15 protein-coding genes and 1 rRNA gene are annotated in these 18,832 nt (G+C 60.9%); 9 read left to right on the top strand and 7 right to left on the bottom strand.

Annotation, left to right across the window (positions count from 1 at the left end):
* The first annotated feature begins 171 nt into the window (after positions 1 to 171).
* The 6 genes from rrf to MHX52_RS08405 all read left to right on the top strand — a co-directional run bounded on the left by rrf (position 172) and on the right by MHX52_RS08405 (position 7,090).
* Positions 172 to 289, top strand: a 5S ribosomal RNA gene (gene rrf / locus MHX52_RS08430).
* A gap of 201 nt (positions 290 to 490) precedes the next feature.
* Positions 491 to 1,243, top strand: a complete 753-nt coding sequence (locus tag MHX52_RS08425) for an ABC transporter ATP-binding protein (RefSeq protein ID WP_239317663.1) — start codon at positions 491 to 493, stop codon at positions 1,241 to 1,243.
* Between the two features lie 2 nt (positions 1,244 to 1,245).
* Positions 1,246 to 3,885 carry an ABC transporter permease gene (locus tag MHX52_RS08420; RefSeq protein WP_239317660.1) on the top strand — a complete coding sequence of 880 codons (2,640 nt, stop codon included), beginning with the start codon at positions 1,246 to 1,248 and terminating at the stop codon, positions 3,883 to 3,885.
* 41 nt (positions 3,886 to 3,926) lie between these two features.
* Positions 3,927 to 4,913 (top strand): alpha/beta hydrolase, encoded by a 987-nt coding sequence (locus MHX52_RS08415; protein WP_239317657.1) that lies wholly within the window; start codon positions 3,927 to 3,929, stop codon positions 4,911 to 4,913.
* 45 nt (positions 4,914 to 4,958) lie between these two features.
* Positions 4,959 to 6,233, top strand: coding sequence for an NRAMP family divalent metal transporter (locus MHX52_RS08410; RefSeq protein ID WP_370642237.1), 1,275 nt, complete (start codon positions 4,959 to 4,961; stop codon positions 6,231 to 6,233).
* Between the two features lie 41 nt (positions 6,234 to 6,274).
* Positions 6,275 to 7,090: a putative hydro-lyase gene (locus MHX52_RS08405; protein ID WP_239317653.1), complete on the top strand. Its 816-nt coding sequence runs from the start codon at positions 6,275 to 6,277 to the stop codon at positions 7,088 to 7,090.
* Positions 7,091 to 7,125: 35 nt separating this feature from the next.
* Here MHX52_RS08405 and MHX52_RS08400 read toward each other — a convergent pair whose 3' ends face one another.
* The 6 genes from MHX52_RS08400 to MHX52_RS08375 form a co-directional block, all read right to left on the bottom strand.
* A complete protein-coding gene (locus tag MHX52_RS08400) occupies positions 7,126 to 7,770 on the bottom strand; it encodes a GntR family transcriptional regulator (protein WP_035005225.1) in 645 nt (214 codons plus the stop codon).
* Positions 7,771 to 7,784: 14 nt separating this feature from the next.
* A complete protein-coding gene (locus MHX52_RS08395; RefSeq protein WP_239317652.1) occupies positions 7,785 to 9,611 on the bottom strand; it encodes a biotin carboxylase N-terminal domain-containing protein in 1,827 nt (608 codons plus the stop codon).
* A 52-nt stretch (positions 9,612 to 9,663) separates the two neighbouring features.
* On the bottom strand, positions 9,664 to 11,268 hold the full coding sequence (locus MHX52_RS08390; protein WP_239317651.1) for a 5-oxoprolinase/urea amidolyase family protein: 1,605 nt from the start codon (positions 11,266 to 11,268) through the stop codon (positions 9,664 to 9,666).
* A complete protein-coding gene (locus tag MHX52_RS08385; protein WP_239317649.1) occupies positions 11,265 to 12,041 on the bottom strand; it encodes a LamB/YcsF family protein in 777 nt (258 codons plus the stop codon). The genes MHX52_RS08390 and MHX52_RS08385 overlap by 4 nt, the downstream gene beginning before the upstream one ends.
* A 138-nt stretch (positions 12,042 to 12,179) precedes the next feature.
* A complete protein-coding gene (locus MHX52_RS08380; RefSeq protein WP_239317647.1) occupies positions 12,180 to 12,935 on the bottom strand; it encodes a DUF3239 domain-containing protein in 756 nt (251 codons plus the stop codon).
* A 33-nt stretch (positions 12,936 to 12,968) separates the two neighbouring features.
* A complete protein-coding gene (locus MHX52_RS08375) occupies positions 12,969 to 14,615 on the bottom strand; it encodes a DNA repair helicase XPB (protein WP_239317645.1) in 1,647 nt (548 codons plus the stop codon).
* 114 nt (positions 14,616 to 14,729) lie between these two features.
* Between MHX52_RS08375 and MHX52_RS08370 the strand changes: the two genes are divergently transcribed.
* From MHX52_RS08370 to pbp2m, 3 genes are all read left to right on the top strand, one after another.
* Positions 14,730 to 15,590, top strand: a complete 861-nt coding sequence (locus MHX52_RS08370) for a LysR family transcriptional regulator (protein WP_012360809.1) — start codon at positions 14,730 to 14,732, stop codon at positions 15,588 to 15,590.
* On the top strand, positions 15,587 to 16,417 hold the full coding sequence (locus MHX52_RS08365) for a serine hydrolase (RefSeq protein WP_035009578.1): 831 nt from the start codon (positions 15,587 to 15,589) through the stop codon (positions 16,415 to 16,417). Before MHX52_RS08370 ends, MHX52_RS08365 begins: the two co-directional genes overlap by 4 nt.
* A 113-nt stretch (positions 16,418 to 16,530) precedes the next feature.
* A complete protein-coding gene (gene pbp2m / locus MHX52_RS08360) occupies positions 16,531 to 18,312 on the top strand; it encodes a penicillin-binding protein PBP2M (RefSeq protein ID WP_011273099.1) in 1,782 nt (593 codons plus the stop codon).
* Positions 18,313 to 18,328: 16 nt separating this feature from the next.
* Here the strand turns inward: pbp2m and MHX52_RS08355 are convergent, their stop codons facing one another.
* The gene (locus MHX52_RS08355) at positions 18,329 to 18,823 is read right to left on the bottom strand and encodes a hypothetical protein (protein WP_239317643.1); all 495 of its coding nucleotides are present in this window, start codon (positions 18,821 to 18,823) and stop codon (positions 18,329 to 18,331) included.
* Positions 18,824 to 18,832: the final 9 nt, after the last annotated feature.

The raw sequence follows: 18,832 nt of genomic DNA, 5'->3' as shown, positions 1-18,832 counted from the left end.
GTACTAATTAGCCGATGTTCAACACAAAAAGCCACTTTTGTTGTGTGGTTGTTGCTGAGACGATTTCGGATTGTCGCAAAGTTGTGTGCTCGCGTCTGTTATGCAGTGTCTGGAACGGCACGACACACCAGCTGTGTTTGGTTGGGTGTGTGTTTTGTTCTGTATTGGTTTGTCGGTGGTTGTTAGCGGTGGGGTCACGCCCGGTCCCTTTCCGAACCCGGAAGCTAAGCCTACCTGCGCTGATGGTACTGCACCTGGGAGGGTGTGGGAGAGTAAGTCACCGCCGGCACTAAAACTAAAGAATGAGGCTCGGAGCCTTTCCTTGATTGGAAAGCGCTCCGAGCCTTTTTGCGTTCGCTCGTTTAGTCTCCCAGGGTGAAACGCCGGCGCATATAATTGGGTTGTCTAAATAGATGCCTAACGGCGGACAACTTTGGTTATTACCCCCACAAACAGTGGATACCTACCGGAAAACTTGGGAGCAACGCTGATGAAGCACTCTGAGAACAAACAACTAGACAGCGCCGCTCGCGCCGTAGACGTACGGAAAATATACGGTCATGGAGAGACCGAAGTAAAAGCACTGGACGGTATCTCCATCGATTTCCACGACGGACAGTTCACCGCCATCATGGGGCCTAGTGGATCCGGTAAATCCACACTCATGCACTGCATGGCCGGCCTAGATTCCATCACCAGCGGTAAGGCCTACATTGGAGACACCGACATCTCCACGCTGAACGATAAGCAAACCACGACTCTGCGCCGTGACCGCCTGGGCTTCATCTTCCAGTCCTTCAACCTGGTCCCCACCCTCACTGCAAAAGAGAACATCACCCTGCCGCTGGACATCGCCGGCCGCAAGGTCAACCAAGACTGGTTCGACGAGGTCGTCGAACGCCTCGGGCTCAAGGATCGACTAGGCCACCGCCCGTCCGAATTATCAGGCGGCCAACAGCAGCGCGTCGCCTGCGCACGCGCCCTGGTCTCCCAGCCGGAGATCATCTTTGGCGACGAGCCAACTGGCAACCTGGATTCCAATAGCTCCGCGGAAGTCCTAAGCATTCTGCGCAATGCCGTGGACAAGGACAATCAGACCGTCGTCATCGTCACCCACGACCCGAAGGCTGCCTCTTACGCCGACCGAGTCGTATTCCTCGCTGACGGACGAATCGCAGACGAGCTTAAAAAGCCCGACGTAGACGCCATCCTCGGCGTCATGGGCAAGCTGGAGGAGCACTAGTAATGCCCAACTCCACTGGTACCCGAAAGCCTCGCGGCTCGGCAGCTACTGGCAAGTCCCGCAGCAGCCATGCTCGTGCCGTCGCAAAGGTTTCCTACCGTAGCGTGCTCGCCAACAAGGTTCGCTTCCTCCTCACCATCATTGCAGTGGTGTTGGGAACCGCGTTTATCTCCGGTTCCTCCATGTTCACCGACATGATGCAGAAGTCCTTCAACGGTGTATTCGAAAACGTTTATTCCGCTGTAGACGTCGAAGTAACGCAGAAGGATCCGACCAAGCCGATCACGCAGGAAACACGAAGCAAGTTAGAGGACAACAAGGATGTCAAAAGCGTTGCCATGGCATCCGAAACCATCGCCGTCTTCGCCAAGGATGGTAAACAGCTGAGCACCGGTGGTGCTCCCTCGGTGTTGTATCCCAACGACACCGGCGAGAACGCACCCGGCCCCTCCATTACCGTGGCCGATGGCCGCGAGCCCAAGGGCGAGAAGGAGGCAATGATCAACACCCATGCCGCCGAAAAGCACGGCGTGCACATCGGTGACACTCTGAAAGCCATCGACGTCCGCGACAGCCATGACTACAAGATCGTCGGAATCTACGACACGGACTTTTCCGTGGGCGGCTACCTCGGCCTGGCTCTTGACACCCAGGTCTATATCGACCGATACACCAACGGCACCTTCCCCGACGGTTTCTGGCTGTCCGCTAACGACGGCGTGACCGCGGAGCAGCTCAAGGACTCTGTCCAGGAAGAATTCCCGGAACTCAAGGTCGTCACCGGCGACTCGATCGTCGAGCAAGTCACTAAGGAGATCCAGGACGGCCTCAGCTTCGTCAACTACTTCCTGCTGGCCTTCGCCCTGGTCAGCCTGCTGGTGGGCGCATTCATCATCGCCAATACGTTCTCCATGGTCGTCGCTCAGCGCATGCGGGAGTTCGCCCTGCTGCGCTCCCTGGGCGCTTCCCGTAGCCAGCTGACGACCTCGGTTGTCTTTGAGGCCGTTCTGGTTGGCCTCGTTGGTTCGGCCCTGGGCATCGTGGCCGGAATGGGCCTGGCCAAGGGCATCTTCGCAATCATGGACATGGCCGGGTTCGGCCTGCCAAGCACCGGCCTTAGCCTCACCCCGCAGGCGGTGATCCTGCCCCCGGTCATCGGCGTGCTCATCACAGTGGTTTCCGCATGGTCGCCGGCGCGCCGTGCCGGTCGCGTGCACCCGGTCGAGGCGATGCGCTCGGGCGATGTCTCTAGCTCGTCGCCGCTGAAACTCCGCACCATCGCCGGCGCCATCGTGTTCCTTCTCGGTGCCGCCGCCGCGGTTGTCGCTCTTGTTCTTAAGGACGCCGACACGGGCGCTCGGGCGAGCATCCTGGGCGTCGGTGCCCTGTTGGTGATTGTTGGTACTTTCCTCATTTCCCCGGCGCTATCCATTCCAATCGTCCCGGCACTGGGGCGCGTCTTGGGCGCTCCGTTTGGGGCGGTTGGAAAGTTGGCGTCCGCAAACTCGCGTAGGAACCCGCGACGCACCGCAACAACAGCGTTTGCCCTGACCTTGGGCGTGGCGCTGGTGGCGGCATTCGGCATGGTCGGCGCGACGATGAAAAACGCCATGGAGGACATGATCGGCGACACGGTGAAGTCCGACCTGGTGGTCAGTGGTCCGCAAAACCAGGGCTTCCCGCTGCCGCAGGGTGTGGAGAAGGCCGTGGACGAAGCGGACGGCGTGAGCTCGCACTCCACCCTGGGAGTGGCGCCCGTCAGTGTGGGCAGGCCCATGAGCGAGAGCAACGTGACGTATGCGGGAATGTATGCGTTCTACTTCAAGGGGCCGCTCGGTAAGTCCATGGGGCTTAGCTCGCTCGGTGAGGAGCTGAAGTCCGACGAACCGGGCTTCTACGCCTCCGAGGGTAAGGCCAAAGCTATGAAGTGGAAGGTCGGCGACGAGGTGCCGATGTATCGCGTTGGCCAGGGGGAAATGGGCAAGATCAAGCTGCTGGGCATCTACACCGAGCCGCTGCAGTCGCAGACGCTGCTCAACGAGGCTGCGCTGAAGCCCTACTTGGGGCAGGGCAAACCCCTCGACGAGACTGAGGATCTGAGCATCTTGCAGATTCTCGTCCACGGCGATGGGAATATCAGCGAGAAGGACCTGAAGGACAACGTGAGCAAGGCCGTGGAGCCGTTCATCGTGGCCGACGTGCTGACCCCCACCGAGTACGCGGGTACTGTTTCCAGCGGTATCGACCAGATGCTGATGATCCTCAACGCCATGCTGGCGCTGTCGATCCTGGTGGCGATCCTGGGCATCATCAACACCCTGGCGCTGAATGTGATTGAACGCCGGCAGGAGATCGGCATGCTGCGTGCTGTGGGCATGTTCCGCAAGCAGGTGCGCCGCATGATCACCCTCGAGGCTGTGCAGATCGCCATTTATGGCGCGTTAGTGGGCGTGCTCATTGGCGTGGGTCTGGGTTGGGTCTTCGTGAAGGTGCTGGCCTCCGAAGGTTTGGATAGCGCGGTCCTGCCGTGGCAGCTGCTGGTTGGCATGATTGTGGGCTCCGGCATCGTGGGCGTGCTGGCCGCGTTGTGGCCGGCGCACAAGGCGGCGAAGACCTCCCCGCTGGAGGCGATTGCCGACTAAAGCGGGAACCTTGTCCGGGGTCGAAACTACAATGGCTAACCATGAGCGAGCAGACCCCGAACTCCGACATTGTTAACCTGCCCGGTACTGGCGGCGACGTGCAAGCTGGCGTGGAACCGCTGAGCGTCCAGCAGCAGCTGGAGCAGCTAAACAATTTCTTTGAAGACAATTATCCGGAGATCTTCAGCTCCCTCGTCAACGACGAGGGGATTCCCTACAAGGATCAGTCCTGCCCCGTCCCCGCGGAGCTGGTGGACGAGACGGAGCGTATGTGGGCGCGAGTACCCGACCTGCTGGCGCACAGCAGCTTGCTGGTGCTGGGGGCGGGGCTGGACCACCGCATGCCACACGTCGCCTATACCTCCCAGGTTCGGGCCGAACCTTGGACGTCGCAGCACGCCGCGCTGCCGGATGGGGTTGTGGGAACGGTATTGACGCCCCCTGATCCCACCGGGGCCGTAGCCGTCAGCCTGCACGGGGGACCAGGCTGGTTCGGTGACGGTGCAAGCCACGACCAGTTCTGGCTTCCCCTCTTCGCCGCGCTCGCGGAGCGTTCCGGGGTGACCATCGTAGATCTGACGTATCCGCTGCCCGGCTACGGATCCTGGGACTTGACGCAGCAGGACGTGGCGGAAGCAGTCGCGCAGGTCAAGGCGGAGCTGTCGCCTAAGGCTTTCGGCCTGGTCGTATTCGGCAGTGGGCTGGTGGCCGCAGGTCAGGTCGTGGGGACGGCAATGAGTTCGGCTCTGGGGCCGGATTTTGAACTGGATTTCCTGGCGGCGCTTAGCCCGCGAATCCCGGAGGGATTCGCGGTGGATATTGCAGGGGTACCCACGGCAGTCTCCCTTGCGAGGTTCGACAGTAGGGGAACCGCAGGGGGCGTCATTAAGAAGTACTTCGAGGAAAGCGGCGCCGAGGTGCAGCTTTACGAGTACGACAGTGAACACATCATTGCGGCTCCCGCGGTGTGGCGGCAGCGAGTCGACGAACTGGGGGAATGGCTGCGGAAGGTAGTTGCGGATTGTTGAACAACATTCTAAAGTGATACAAATCACTCATAGAAAGGCGCCGACATGTCGAATACAGACGAGCACGAGGGCGGCACGCCCGTAGCCAGCACACCCGCAGACAGCACGCCCGTAGGCGGGAAGCCCGAAGCGGCCCGCGCGGCCACGTTCACCGCGTCGCTGGGCGCAATGTTCCTCATGGCCACCAGCGCCATCGGCCCGGGATTCATCACCCAAACCACCGTGTTCACGGTGGAGATGGGTGCGGCATTCGCGTTTGCAATCCTCGTTTCGATCCTGGTGGACATCGCCATTCAGCTGAACGTTTGGCGCGTGCTGGGCGTATCCGGCAAGCGTGCCAATGAGTTGGGCAATGAGGTTCTGCCGGGGCTCGGCTGGGTCATGGCAGCGTTCGTGTTCATCGGCGGGCTGATCTTCAACATTGGCAATATCGGCGGAACGGGTCTGGGTATCAATGCGATGCTCGGCTGGGATCCACTGCTAGGCGGCGGACTGTCCGCAGCGATCGCCATCTTTATCTTCCTGTCGAAGCGCGCGGGCATGGCTCTGGATCGCATCGTCGCCGGCCTGGGTGCCATCATGATCCTGCTGATGATTTACGTCGCAGTCGTTTCCGCACCACCGCTGGGTGAGGCCTTGAAGAACACCGTGGCACCGACCGAGGTGGACTTCCTTGTGATCACCACTCTTATCGGCGGCACTGTCGGCGGCTACATCACCTTCGCGGGTGCGCACCGCATGATTGATTCCGGGCAGACTGGCGTGCAGAACGTCAACACGATCACCAAGGTTTCGGTCTCTGGCATCATCGTGACCGGCATTATGCGCGCACTGCTGTTCCTGGCGATCCTGGGCGTGGTCGCTTCGGGCGTGACGCTGGCCGGCGACAACATGGCTGCAGACGCATTCCGTCACGCCGCTGGCGACATCGGCGTGCGCTTCTTCGGCGTGGTGCTGTGGGCCGCAGGCCTGACCTCTGTGGTGGGTGCTTCCTACACCTCCCTGACCTTCGTTACCCCGCAGTCGATGAAGAAGTCCACCTTCAACTGGCTGGTCGTGGCCTTCATCGCCGTGTGTGCTGCGATCTACCTGATCCTGAACCAGGCTCCGCAGAAGCTGCTGATCTTTGCTGGTGCATTTAACGGCCTGATCCTGCCGATCGGCTTCGCCGTCGTTCTGTGGGTGGCCTGGCGCCGCCGCGACCTGCTGCAGAACTACAAGTACCCAACCTGGCTGTTGGCGGTGGGCGTGATTACCTGGGTGTTGACGGTCTATCTGGGCTGGAACTCCATGAGCAAGCTGCCGGAAATCTGGGCATAAGAAGAATCGGAGCATAAGAGGTAGAAAAGGGAGCCACGGAAATGGCAGATGAGGTCGTAGGGCAGGAGTATCAGGGGAATCCAGGTGCGCTCTCGCCACAGCAGGCGCGTCAGATCTTCCGCGCCGGCACTGTGGCTCACACCTCGGGCTACTCGCGGGGCTATGCACAGGCGAACCTGATCACCCTGCCACAAGAGCAAGCATTCGACTTCCTGCTGTTCGCCCAGCGCAACCCGAAGCCGTGCCCGCTGCTCGGCGTGCTGGAAGCCGGACAGGTTTCCTCCGAGCTGCTGGCGGACGGGGACATCCGCAGCGACATTCCGCTGTACCGCGTGTACCGCAACGGCCAGTTGGACAGCGAGGTTCCGGACGCGCGCGACGTATGGCGCGAGGATCTGGTCAGCTTCATCATCGGCTGCTCCTTCACCTTCGAGACCGCGCTGCTTGAAAACGGCGTTCCGGTGGAACACATTGCACAGGGCAAGAACGTGCCGATGTTTCGCACGAGCATTCCTACCAACCCTGCGGGGGTGTTCTCCGGCCCGATGGTTGTCTCCATGCGCCCCATCCCAGCCGCCCAAGTGGCCGACGCAGTACGGATCACCTCCCGCTACCCGGCAGTACACGGCGCCCCGGTGCACGTCGGCGACCCCGCGGCTATTGGTATCCAGGACGTGAACCATCCGGACTTTGGCGAGGCCGTGGATATCCCCGCCGGCACAATCCCTGTTTTCTGGGCGTGTGGCGTGACCCCTCAATCGGTGGTGATGGAATCCAAGCCCGAATTCGCGATCTGCCACGCGCCTGGGCACATGTTGATCACCGATGCGCGCGACCTGCAGTACCAGGTGCCCTGAGTACACACCCCAGAGAGAAACCTCGTGCGCGTTTCTTAGCCGAAATAACGCTCGATGTTATCGCCCGTGCGCTGTAGGAACCCGGCCAGCTGGTTGGCCGCCTCCTGCCAACGCTCTTCTGCGATTAGATCCGTCACCGTGCGGTTCTGCGCAATGAACTCCACGTGGAACTCGTGGTTCAACCGGTTGGCGCGGGCAAACCCCAGGCGCATCTGCGCCAAAATGCGATCCATCGAGTGATTCAACCCCGCCGATCCAGCGCTGGCGACAATAGCGCGGTGAAAATCCTGGTTCGCATCCGCAATCGCACGGATGTCCTCCTCGCTGGCGTTCGAACCGGCGGAATCCCGCAGTTTTTCTGCGCTGGCGACAATCCCCTCCAACTCGTCCAGCCCCTCCCGCCGGCCCCACAGTAGAGCCCCCGGCTCCAGCACCATACGGGCGGCGTACATGTCGGCCAAGTCCTCGCGAGTGGGCTCCGTAATGAAAACACCCCGGTTGGGGATCCGCTCCAGCAGACCCTCCGAAACCAGGGTGGCGAAAGCCTCCCGGAGAGTGTTCCGGGAGATCCCCAGCGACTGGGCCACATTCACCTCATTGAGCTTCTCGCCCGGTAGATAGGTACCGGAGGCGATGCCGTCAAGGAGAGCTGAATGCGCGATAGCCGACTGGGAGTGCATAGCAGTACAGCTTATTACGCAATGTGCCCCAGTGCGTCACCCTTCGACACATTGTCGCCCGGATTCAGCTGCGCCAGCGTGATGGTGCCGGCGGACTTGGCCTCCACCGTGGACTCCATCTTCATGGCCTCGATGGTGGCGATCGGCTGGCCGACCTCCACAGAGTCGCCATCGGCGACCTGCCACTTCACCAGCACACCGGTGTACGGGCACACCACAGCGTTAGCGTCGGCGCTGCCACCGGCGGAGCTACCCGCAGAAGTACCCGCGCCGGAGTTGCCAGCGGCCGCGCTGGAACCGGTGGCGGGGGAGGCCGAGGTGGCGTCCGCACCGGAAGAACCAGCGGTGGCAACGCCGAAGGACGAAGGAAGGCTCACGCGGTGCAGGCGGCCGTCGATCTCCACGGTAAGAGTGGTGCGCTCGGTGTAGGCATCCTCGACATCCTCGGGGGAGGAACCGGCATAGCCCGCGCCGATGCCCGGCTCGTACTCTTTATCCACCCAGTCGGTGTAGACGTGCAGATCGTCGCCGCAGAACGCGGGGTGGGTGACGATGTCCTTGTGGAACGGCAGCACGGTGCGAACACCCTGGACACGCATCTCGGCCAGGGCAGCCTGGGCGCGGCGCAGGGCGACCTCGCGATTTGGACCCTTGACGATCAGCTTGGCCATCAGGGAATCGTAGAAGCCGGGGATGGTGGAGCCGGAACGCACGCCCGCGTCCACGCGGATGCCCGGACCCGTCGGAACCTCGAACTGGGTGACAGTGCCGGGGGAGGGGACGAATCCATTGGCGGCATCTTCCGCGTTGATGCGGAACTCGAAGGCGTGGCCGTCGCTGACTGGGTCCTCGTCGAAGCTCAGCGGCAGGCCGGCGGCGATGCGGAACTGCTCGCCGACGATGTCCACACCCGTCACAGCCTCGGTGACCGGGTGCTCGACCTGCACGCGGGTGTTGACCTCCAGGAAGCTGACGGTGCCGTCCTCGGCGACGATGAACTCCACCGTGCCCGCGCCCGTGTAGTTCGCGGCCTGGCAGATGGAGCGGGAGCCCTCGATGATGTCGGTGCGCTGCTTATCCGTCAGGAACGGCGCCGGGGCCTCCTCGACGAGCTTCTGGAAGCGGCGCTGCACGGAGCAGTCGCGCGTGCCCACAACGCGCACGTTGCCGTGCGTATCGGCCAGCACCTGCGCCTCCACGTGGCGGGGCTTGGTCAGGAACTTCTCCACGTAGCACTCGCCACGGCCGAAGGCTGCCTTGGCCTCACGACCTGCGGACTCGAAGGCGGCCTCGATGTCGTTGTAGTCGTGCACGACCTTCAGACCACGGCCACCGCCGCCGAATGCGGCCTTGATGGCGATGGGCATGCCGTGCTCGTCGGCGAAATCGCGGGCCTGCTCCCAGTTCGGGATCGGATCCGGGGTGCCGGGTGCCAGCGGGGCGCCAACCTCGGTGGCCAGGGCGCGAGCAGCGACTTTGTTGCCCAGGGTCTCGATGGCCTCCGGTGCAGGGCCGACCCAGGTCAGGCCAGCCTCCGCGACAGCGCGCGCGAAATCCGCATTCTCGGACAGGAAGCCGTAGCCGGGGTGCACGCAGTCCGCGCCGGCGCGTAGGGCGATGTCCAGCAGAGCCGGGATGTTCATGTACGTCTCGGCGGCGGTGTTGCCGGGCAGCGTGTAGGCCTCGTCGGCGATCTTGGCGTGCAGGTTGTCCACGTCCGCCTCGGAGACAACGGCGATCGAGCGGATGCCGAGGTCCCGGGCGGCGCGGGCAATGCGAATGGCGATCTCGCCGCGGTTGGCGATGAGGACGGTCTGTAGCGGGAAGGTCTCTTGGCTCATGGGTTCGTTCCTTGTCGTTGTGTTGTTTAGGGTCTGTGGTCGCGCCTGCAGGCTATTCGAAGTCGATCAGCTCGAAGCGCACTTTATCCCCCGGCCCCAGCTGGCCGGCCTTGTCTAGGTCCTTGTCGATGACGGTGGCGATCACGGGGTAGCCGCCGGTTACCGGGTGGTCTGCCAGGAACACCACGGGCAACCCATTCGGCGGAACCTGGATGCTGCCGCTGACCATGCCCTCGCTGGCCAGCTCGCCGTCGTGGCTGCGCTGCAAGGGTTCGGGCGATTCGTCACCTTCCGCCAGCGCCAGCCGCAGCCCCACGCGGTTCGACTGCCCTGTCACGGTCCATTCGATCTCGGTGAATCGCTGCAGCTCTGCCTCGCCGAACCAATCGTCGCGCGGTCCGGCCACGCAGCGCAGCACGTTTTCGCCGTCAAAGGGGTTAGTGGTTGCGGTGCCGACGGATGCCCGGGCGGTGCGGCGCCCGGCCTTCAGCACATCGCCGGTGGCCACGGGCTGCGGCCCCAGGCCGGAAAGAATGTCGGTGGAGTTGGAGCCCAGGACCTCGTCCGTCACCAGACCGCCGCGCACGGCCACGTAGCTGCGCAGGCCATTGCCCGCCCCGCCGACGGGTTCGATCGTGAGAGTCTGTCCGGCCTTGACCTCCACGGGCGCCCCCAGCTCGAAGTTGCGCCGGCCGATCGATACGTTCGCGCGCGCACCGGTCACGCACACTGCGGTATCCACCAGTGCTTCCAGTTCAATGCCGCCGATGTTCTCCAGCACGGTTGCACTCGAGGCGTTGCCGACCACGTCGTTCGCCGCCCAGGCGCTCGCCCGATCGACCGCGCCGGAGCCGTTCACGCCGATGTCGCCGTGGCCCGCGCGTCCCGTGTCCTGAAACAGGGTCTGCAGCCCTGCATCCAGGACCTTTACGCTCGGGCGGGCTGGGACGATATGTTTCTTGTTTTGTGACGCCCCCACGCCCGCGCCGGCCGTGGCCTCCTTAGCGGAGCCAGACTCAGCGCTGATGGATTCGCGCACCTGGTGATAGCGCACGGTATCGCCCGGCTGCAGCAGCGCGGGCTGCTCTGCATTCGTATCCCACATTGGCTGCGTGGTGTGGCCCAGTAGTTGCCAGCCGCCGGGGGAGGTGCGGGGATAGACGGCGGAGAACTGTCCGGCCAAGCCCACCGCGCCCGCCGGTACGGCAGTGCGCGGGGAACTGCGACGAGGTACGTCCCATGTGTAGGACTGGTCGCCTGCAGCCGGAACGCAGTAGGTAAAGCCCGGGGCGAAGCCGCCGAAGGCCGCCAGCCACTGCTGTTGGGTGTGGCGGGTGATGAGTTCCTCGGTGGAGATGCCCATCAGCTCCGCGACGTCCGCCAGGTCCTCGCCGTCGTAGACGACGTCGATGGTGACCTCCCGCGGGTTGGCCTCCGCAGAGCTTTGCGGTTGGAAGTCCCGCAGGGTGTTCAAGCCGGCGATGGCGGAGGAGTGGGCGTCAAAACAAACAAGCACAGTGCGCGCCGCGGCGATGGCCTCTACCTGACCGGGTAAGGGGCTGGCTACGAGCGAGGCGTGCCAGGACATCACTGTGTCCAGGTCGGGCAGGTCTACGATGACGGCGCGGGTGCCGACGGGGGAAACGGTGTGGCTCACAGGAAGCTCCCGATGGTGATGTTGTTGGACTGCAGTTCGGCGGCGATGCGCTCTGCCATGGCGACCGCGCCGGGGGAATCGCCGTGGACGCACACGGAATCGGCGGCGGTGCGGATGGTGGAGCCGTCGATGGCCTCGATCGTGCCCTCCTCGGCCATGCGCACCACGCGGCGGGCAACGACCTCCGGGTCGTGCAGAACGGCGCCGTTCTCGCGGCGGGAAACCAGGGTGCCGTCCGGGTTGTAGGCGCGGTCGGCGAAGACCTCGTTGATCACGCGCAGGCCGGCCTTCTCCGCGTAGTTGGCGGCAACCGCGCCGGGCAGCAGCATCACGGGCAGATCCGCGCCGAAGGCCTTGATGCCCTCGATGACGGCCTTGGCCTGGGCCTCGTGGTGGACGATGGTGTTGTACATCGCGCCGTGGGGCTTGACGTAGCGCACCTGCGTGCCTCGCGCTTTAGCCAGCGCGTCGAGGGCGCCGATCTGGTAGAGAACCTCGTCAGCCAGCTCGGCGGGGGAGTAGTCGATAAAACGGCGGCCGAAACCAGCCTGGTCGTTGTAGCCGACGTGTGCGCCGACGGTGACGTTGTTCTCCGCGGCGGCGGCCAGGGTGTTGGAGATCGCGTGGGCATCGCCGGCGTGGAAGCCGCAGGCGACGTTGGCGCTGGAGACGATGGCCACCATTGCGGCGTCGTCGCTGACGGGGTTGCCGCCGGTCGTTTCTCCGAGGTCGGCGTTCAGGTCGATGGAAAGCGGACTGCGGGTGGTGGACATGTGATCGTCTCCTTGTGTGGCCGGGAGTGAGGGAAAGCCGCACCTCCGGCCGGATTGTTCAACAATGTGCGTGCCAGTTTAGTGACCTACACAACCATTGTGAAATCAATCACCCGCCTGTCGCAACGGTGACCTGCGTTATTTTTTACCCTTTTTGGCTTTCGTGTCCTGCTTGTCTTGCTTGTCCTGCCCGCCTTGCTTGCTCGCCGGCTTGGCGTCAGCCTTGCCGTCTTCCAGGACGTACACGCTGCGGTTGGCCTGCTTGGCCTTGTCCACCTGGTCCAGCAGCCCCTCCAGGCGGTTCCACAGGTTCGTGCTGATTGCTCGCTCCGCGCGCTTCCACACCTTCGCATCCCCAGTGCCCCACGCCACCGGCATGGGAGAGATCTCCTCGTATACCTTCGGGCCACGCGTCGGGCGGTAGCCAGTGACGGCCATGGATGGCACCCGCGCACCGACCTCCCGAGGAACGCCCGGCACAGAGGTGACAGTGCGATATGCCAGCGCGGGAACGGTTTTCGCTGGCTCGGTAGAGGCGTCCACAAGCATCAGCAGCACCATGTCGCGCGCGTTGACCTCCGCGATCATCGCCGGGGCGAGCTGGTACATATCGAAGTACTGCTGCGGGGATCCCATCTTGCGCGGCAGCACCGGGATCAGGATTAGACACAGTAGAGCGAACACGCCCAAAGCGAAGCTAATAGCAAGGGCCCACCACTGAGAGCCCGCGGTGAACAGCAGCACGGCGACGATCACCGCCAGGACGGCGGCCAGCACACCCGCCGACACCTGCATTCGCTTCGCATCGCGCAGGAACTCGTTGTGCTTGCGGGCATACTCCTCGTCGACATCGAAGTGGAAGTCAACCTGCATCGGTTGCTGGGCGGCGGACATGGGGCTCCTTAAAACAGAGGGGTCTTAAAAATTCTAAAGGTCGAAAGAGTCGACGATGCGGTAGCCGTAGCCCTGCTCAGCCAGGAAGCGCTGGCGGTGCGCGGCATAATCTGCGTCTAGTGTGTCACGCGCGACGATGGAGTAGAAAAACGCCCCGCCTCCGTCCGGCTTCGGGCGCAGAATGCGGCCCAGGCGTTGCGCCTCCTCCTGCCGCGAGCCGAACGTGCCGGAAATCTGGATGGCCACGGACGCGCCGGGCAGATCGATGCTGAAGTTCGCCACCTTGGAAACCACCAGCGTCTTCAGCTCACCATCGCGGAACTGCTGGTACAGCTTCTCGCGCTTGGCATTGCCGGTCTTGCCGTCGATGACGGGCACATCTAGCTCCTCAGCGATCTCCTCCAGCTGGTCGATATACGCGCCGATGATGAGCGTCGGCTCGTCCGGGTGCATGTCCATGATCTTGCGCACCACCTTCGTCTTCGTCGGGGTGGTGGCGGCTAGGCGGTATTTGTCGGATTGCTCAGCGGTGGCATAAACCATCCGCTCGGCTTCGGTCAGCTGCACGCGCACCTCGGTGCAATCTGCCGGGGCGATCCAGCCCTGCGATTCGATGTCCTTCCACGGGGCGTCATAGCGCTTCGGCCCGATCAGGCTGAAGACGTCACCTTCGCGGCCGTCCTCGCGCACCAGGGTTGCGGTCAGCCCCAGGCGACGGCGGGACTGCAGGTCGGAGGTCATGCGGAACACCGGGGCGGGCAGCAGGTGCACCTCGTCGTAGATGATCAAGCCCCAGTCGCGGGAGTCGAACAGCTCCAGCGCCCGGTATTCGCCCTTCGACTTGCGGGTGACCACCTGGTAGGTGGCGATGGTCACGGGGCGGATCTCCTTTTTCTCTCCGGAGTATTCGCCGATCTCCTCCTCGGTCAGGGAGGTACGGCGCACCAGCTCGTCCTTCCATTGCCTGCCCGCGACGGTGTTCGTCACCAGGATCAGGGTGGTGGCCTTTGCCTTCGCCATAGAGGCCGCGCCGACCATCGTCTTGCCCGCACCACATGGCAGCACTACCACGCCCGAGCCGCCTTCCCAGAAGCTGTCGGCCGCCATCTCCTGGTAGTCGCGGAGCTGCCATTCTTCGTGTTCCTGCGACAGCTCGATGGGGTGTGCCTCGCCGTCGACGTAGCCCGCCAGGTCCTCTGCGGGCCAGCCGACCTTCAGCAGTTCCTGCTTGAGCCTGCCGCGCTCGGAAGGGTGTACAACGATCGAGTCCTCGTCGATGTCTGCGCCCAACATGGGCTTTATTTTTTTGTGACGCCGGATCTCCGTCAGCACAGCCCTGTCCGTCGTCTCTAGCACGAGCCCGTGCGCGGGGTGCTTGATGAGCTTCAGCCGCCCGTAGCGATCCATCGTGTCGGCAATGTCGATGAGCAGTGGCTGCGGGACGGGGAACCGCGAGTAAGTTTCCAGCACGTCCATGACCTGTTCCGCGTCGTGCCCGGCGGCACGGGCGTTCCACAGCGCTAGCGGGGTGATGCGGTAGGTGTGTACGTGCTCGGGTGCGCGCTCCAACTCCGCGAACGGCGCCAGCGCGGTGCGCGCCTCTTGCGCCTGTTCGTGGTCGATTTCCAGCAGCACTGTCTTGTCCGACTGCACAATGAGCGGTCCGTTTCCAATGCCCACGCTGTGTGTCACTTCCTTTTTGTTTATCGACGCCACCGCGACGGTGTTGCTCAAGCCAAAGACATCATTTTACGCTGCAGTGGTGCGAACTCGTGCTCCACTATGCTGAGACCCATGATTGCTCAGACGGGAAATCTGCGCCAATGGCAGTATTTCGTGGCTTTAGCGGAGACCGGTAGTTTTACAGCGGCGGCAGCGCGACTGGGAGTGAGTCAGCCGCCTGTCTCCAATGCCATTAAGCGCTTAGAAGCTGGTGTAGGTACACCGCTATTTATCCGAGGGGCGGGGGAAGTGAAACTAACCGAGGCAGGGTTGACCTTGCTTCCATATGCCCGGGTGATTAATCGCGATCTTCAGACTATGCATTCGATGATTGACGGTATCCGAAGTGGTGCGCAAAGCGGGTTTCGTTTGGCCATCAGTAGTGCGCTTCCAAGCGAGATAGGATCGCGTATTGCAGCAAAGGCACAGCAGCATGATGGAGTAGTTTTGTCGTCACTGCCTTCTGTTGAGATTCTTGCCCGTGTTGAAGAAGGCGCTATTCATGCGGGGCTTGTTCAAGCTCCGGTTCCCTTGGGTACTCACCGCAGTGCGAGGCAGTTTTCTCTGTCACGTGATCTAGTGGTGCCGCCGGGGTATTCAAGGTTGGATAAGACCTTGTCTCAATTGAATCTGCTGGTGGAGAACCTGAATGACAATTCAAGTGCAGCCAGTGGTTTGGCGAGAGAGCTATTTCGGTCGGGTGTGTCTTGCGAAATTAATGATTCAGAGGATGCTCTAGGTAGGGGCTTATTGATTGGAAGAGGGGAGGGGATGTCTTTGGTATTTCGCGGTTTTCACCAGTTTGACAATGCTATTGAGCTTCCTTCCCGTTTCGATTTTTCCGTGGATGTAGTGGTTCGCCGAGGTGGGATGGACAATGGCGCCGAGGCCATGGCGGTCGCCGAAAGAATTTGTCGAAGGATTAACCAATGACTGCACGGATGGAGATGGCCCTGGAAAACGTGTTGACGCGGTCGGGGTGTGAGGGATGGTGGTGTGCATCGCGACTGCACGATGGGGTGACTATCGGACGCAAACAAGACGAGAAAATTCCGGTGGCATCCTTATATAAAATCCGGCTCCTCCACCTCACTTTGGAAGCGATTCAACGAGGTGATCTGGATCCTCGTCTTCGTGTTGACGTTGCACCGTCCAAAGGAACTTACGAAGGGTATGGGTTCGCTGCCTTTGATGACGCAGTGAACGTGAGTCTCCGAGACTTAATGAAACAAGTCGCATCGGTGTCAGATAACGTGGCCGCCCACGAGATTTTGCGTCTACTGCCTGCGTGGGCTCGAGAAGCATTTCTTAAACGGTTTCCACCTCATTATGACTTGCAAGATCGGAATAGCTTAGTGACGGCGGAGAAACAATTGCGTCAATATGTTCAATCCCAAGGGGGGAGAAGTACAGATATAGCGTTTTCTGCAGTCTCTTCGTTGGCGGAAATAACTAATGACTTGGAACAGGTTTGGAAAGACGATAGTGCAGCGGTACGTCGATCTATGTGTGAACTCTTGGGGTTGCAGGTGTGGCGTCACCGTGTTCCTTCAGGCTTTCCTCCAAGCGGCGTTGATATCTATGGAAAAACGGGCACTGTAGGACTTCTCCATGGTGAAGCTTCGATTATCCAGGTTGAGGGCGAGGAGCCCATTGTGGTGTCCATCATGCTGAAACAGGTGGTGCCAGAACAAGCAATGAGTACTCACGATGGTGCTATTGGCGAAGTGGCTAGACTGCTCGTGGACGCTCTTCGTTAGAATTTCTGCCACTTGAATACACACTTCTACCATCGCCTATATGTGAATGAAATGAGACAATTGCATTATGTGATATTGGTGGCATCCAATGCGTCTCACTTAACGTCACTCCCATGATGACTAAGCACAATCGTTTCCGTCAGTCGGTGATTGCACTCTGTTCGCTCTCCGCAGTGATGTTGAGCAGCTGTTCAGCTCTACCGTGGGAATCAGACTCAGACGTATTTCTCAAAGCTTTCAACGCGGGAGATGACAGCAAGGCTGCACGGTATCTGGATCATCCAGACCCGGAGCGCGCCCTTCATGAATTTCGGCAGTCACTACATGGTGTGAAGGTCAACATCGAAAAATCTGATATTTCCAATGGAAAGCAGAATACTCATGTGACTTGGTCCAAAGATGGTGTGGAGTTGGAGAGCAATGGTCGGCTCGTCCTTAGTGGACAGGATGGTAAGCCTCAATGGTTGCCTTCGATCTTCGAAGCTCAGTTGAGCGATGATTCCGCACTCTTTTTTGCTGAAGATAAACAGTACGATCTTCCAATTAAAGATCGCTTGGGCAATGAATATATGACCTGGACGAAAGTTATTCAGGTACGAGGTCGCAAAGACATAGCCTCTAGAGCGCAGGAATTGGCCCAGATTTTTGCACCAGTGTCTCCCACAACGACTAAGGAGTGGATCGAGCAGACCTTGGGAGAGTCTCAGGATGAAGACACCGTGCTCCTCACTTTGAGGCAGGAAGAATTCCGGAAGATACAAGAGCAACTTAGGACCTTTGAGGGAATTTCCACTGTGGAGCAGGGGCGTCTCTTAAGCGTGTCCAAAACTCTTAACTCTCCGCTGGATGCTGAATTGAACAAATATTGGGAGTCAGTGCTCGATGCTAATTCAGGATGGTCGATACGCGCTGAGAGTTCACAAGGTATGACGACGGTAGCCTCTGAGCCGCCTCGCCGAGTTCAGCCAATCGCAACCACTCTGGATAACACACTGCAAAGCGCAGCAAAACAAGCAGTGGACAGTGAGCAACGTGCCGCAGTTCTAGTCGTGCTCAATCCTAGAACAGGAGGTGTCCTTGCCGTTGCACAAAATGACAAGGCAAATAACCAAGGGCCAATCGCACTCACCGGGCTATTCCCACCGGGATCGACGTTCAAAACTGTGACCACAGCGGCGGCACTAGAGGCAGGGGTAGTCAGCATGGATGAGGAACTACCTTGTCCTAGCAATATCACCGTCGCTGGACGCAAGATTCCCAACGATCATGACTTCGATCTAGGTAGCGTTCGACTGGAAGAAGCTTTCGCCCAATCATGTAACACAACCCAAGCGGTCATTTCGGATCGTTTGGGAGAAGATGATCTGCAACGGACTGCTTTAGAACTCGGAATTGGCTCCGACTTCGACGTACCAGGGATGACCACACTTACTGGTTCGGTGCCGCGGACACCGGCTGGACCTCCTCGTGTGGAGGCTTCTATTGGACAGGGCGAGGTTCTAGCTAGTCCATTTGGGATTGCGCTCATGCAATCGACTGTCGCTAACGGCGGCTTGCTTGTTCCTCCACAGCTCATTCAAGGCGAACAGACAGTAGTGAATAAACAGGCAGACCAGCATGTCAGCGATACAACTATTCAAAGCCTCCGGACGATGATGAAATCAACAATTGACCACGGTTCAGCTAGGTCGTTGAGTGATCTTAGTGCACTTGGCGGAAAGACTGGTACAGCAGAAATTGATGGCAAGCTTTCCAATGGCTGGTTCGCTGGAACGACAGGGGAATTGGCGATTGCGTCCCTTGTAATCGAAGGAGATTCTTCTCAGCCAGCTGTGGAAATGGCCGGGCGTTTCCTTCGCTCGCCGGATGTTCAGAAATTCTCTGGAATTCAATAAACTTGCGTCATAACCTCTAGCACGGCACGTCCACCGCAGCGATGCGGTGGGGTTGGATCGTGAGGCTCTCCCCGGTGGATTCGAGCACCGCGGAGATGGTGGAGGGGGTCATCATCACGATGGAGATCCAGTCATGGCTGGTGGCACCCGCATAGTCCACGTAGTGCAGGCGCACCTGTGTGCCCGCGGTATAGGCGCGGCGCAGCTCGGACATGATCTCCCGCGGCGAGCGGAAGGTCCGGGTGTCCGAGGCCTTCGTGCCGTCCGCCGGGTCCACGGCGATGGCCTGGTCGTGGGCGCGGCGAAAACCCTCCACGGCGCCGTCGATCTCCGAGGCGATCTCGGTGGAGTCCCCAGTGATGTCCATGATGTTGCGCTGGGGAGTATCCACGCGAGACGGGACACGAGCCGAGTGGGGTTCGGTGGCGGAGCCCTGCTGGAATGCCCTGGTGGCGTCGTCAATCAAATACCGCAGGGACTGGGGAACGGACGAGAGACCGCCGGGGGACATGCGATCCAG

The organism is Corynebacterium sp. ACRQJ (assembly GCF_022346045.1).
Lineage (GTDB): Bacteria > Actinomycetota > Actinomycetes > Mycobacteriales > Mycobacteriaceae > Corynebacterium > Corynebacterium evansiae.
Note: the sequence above shows the minus strand (reverse complement) of the source record. Positions and strands in the feature narration are given on the sequence as shown.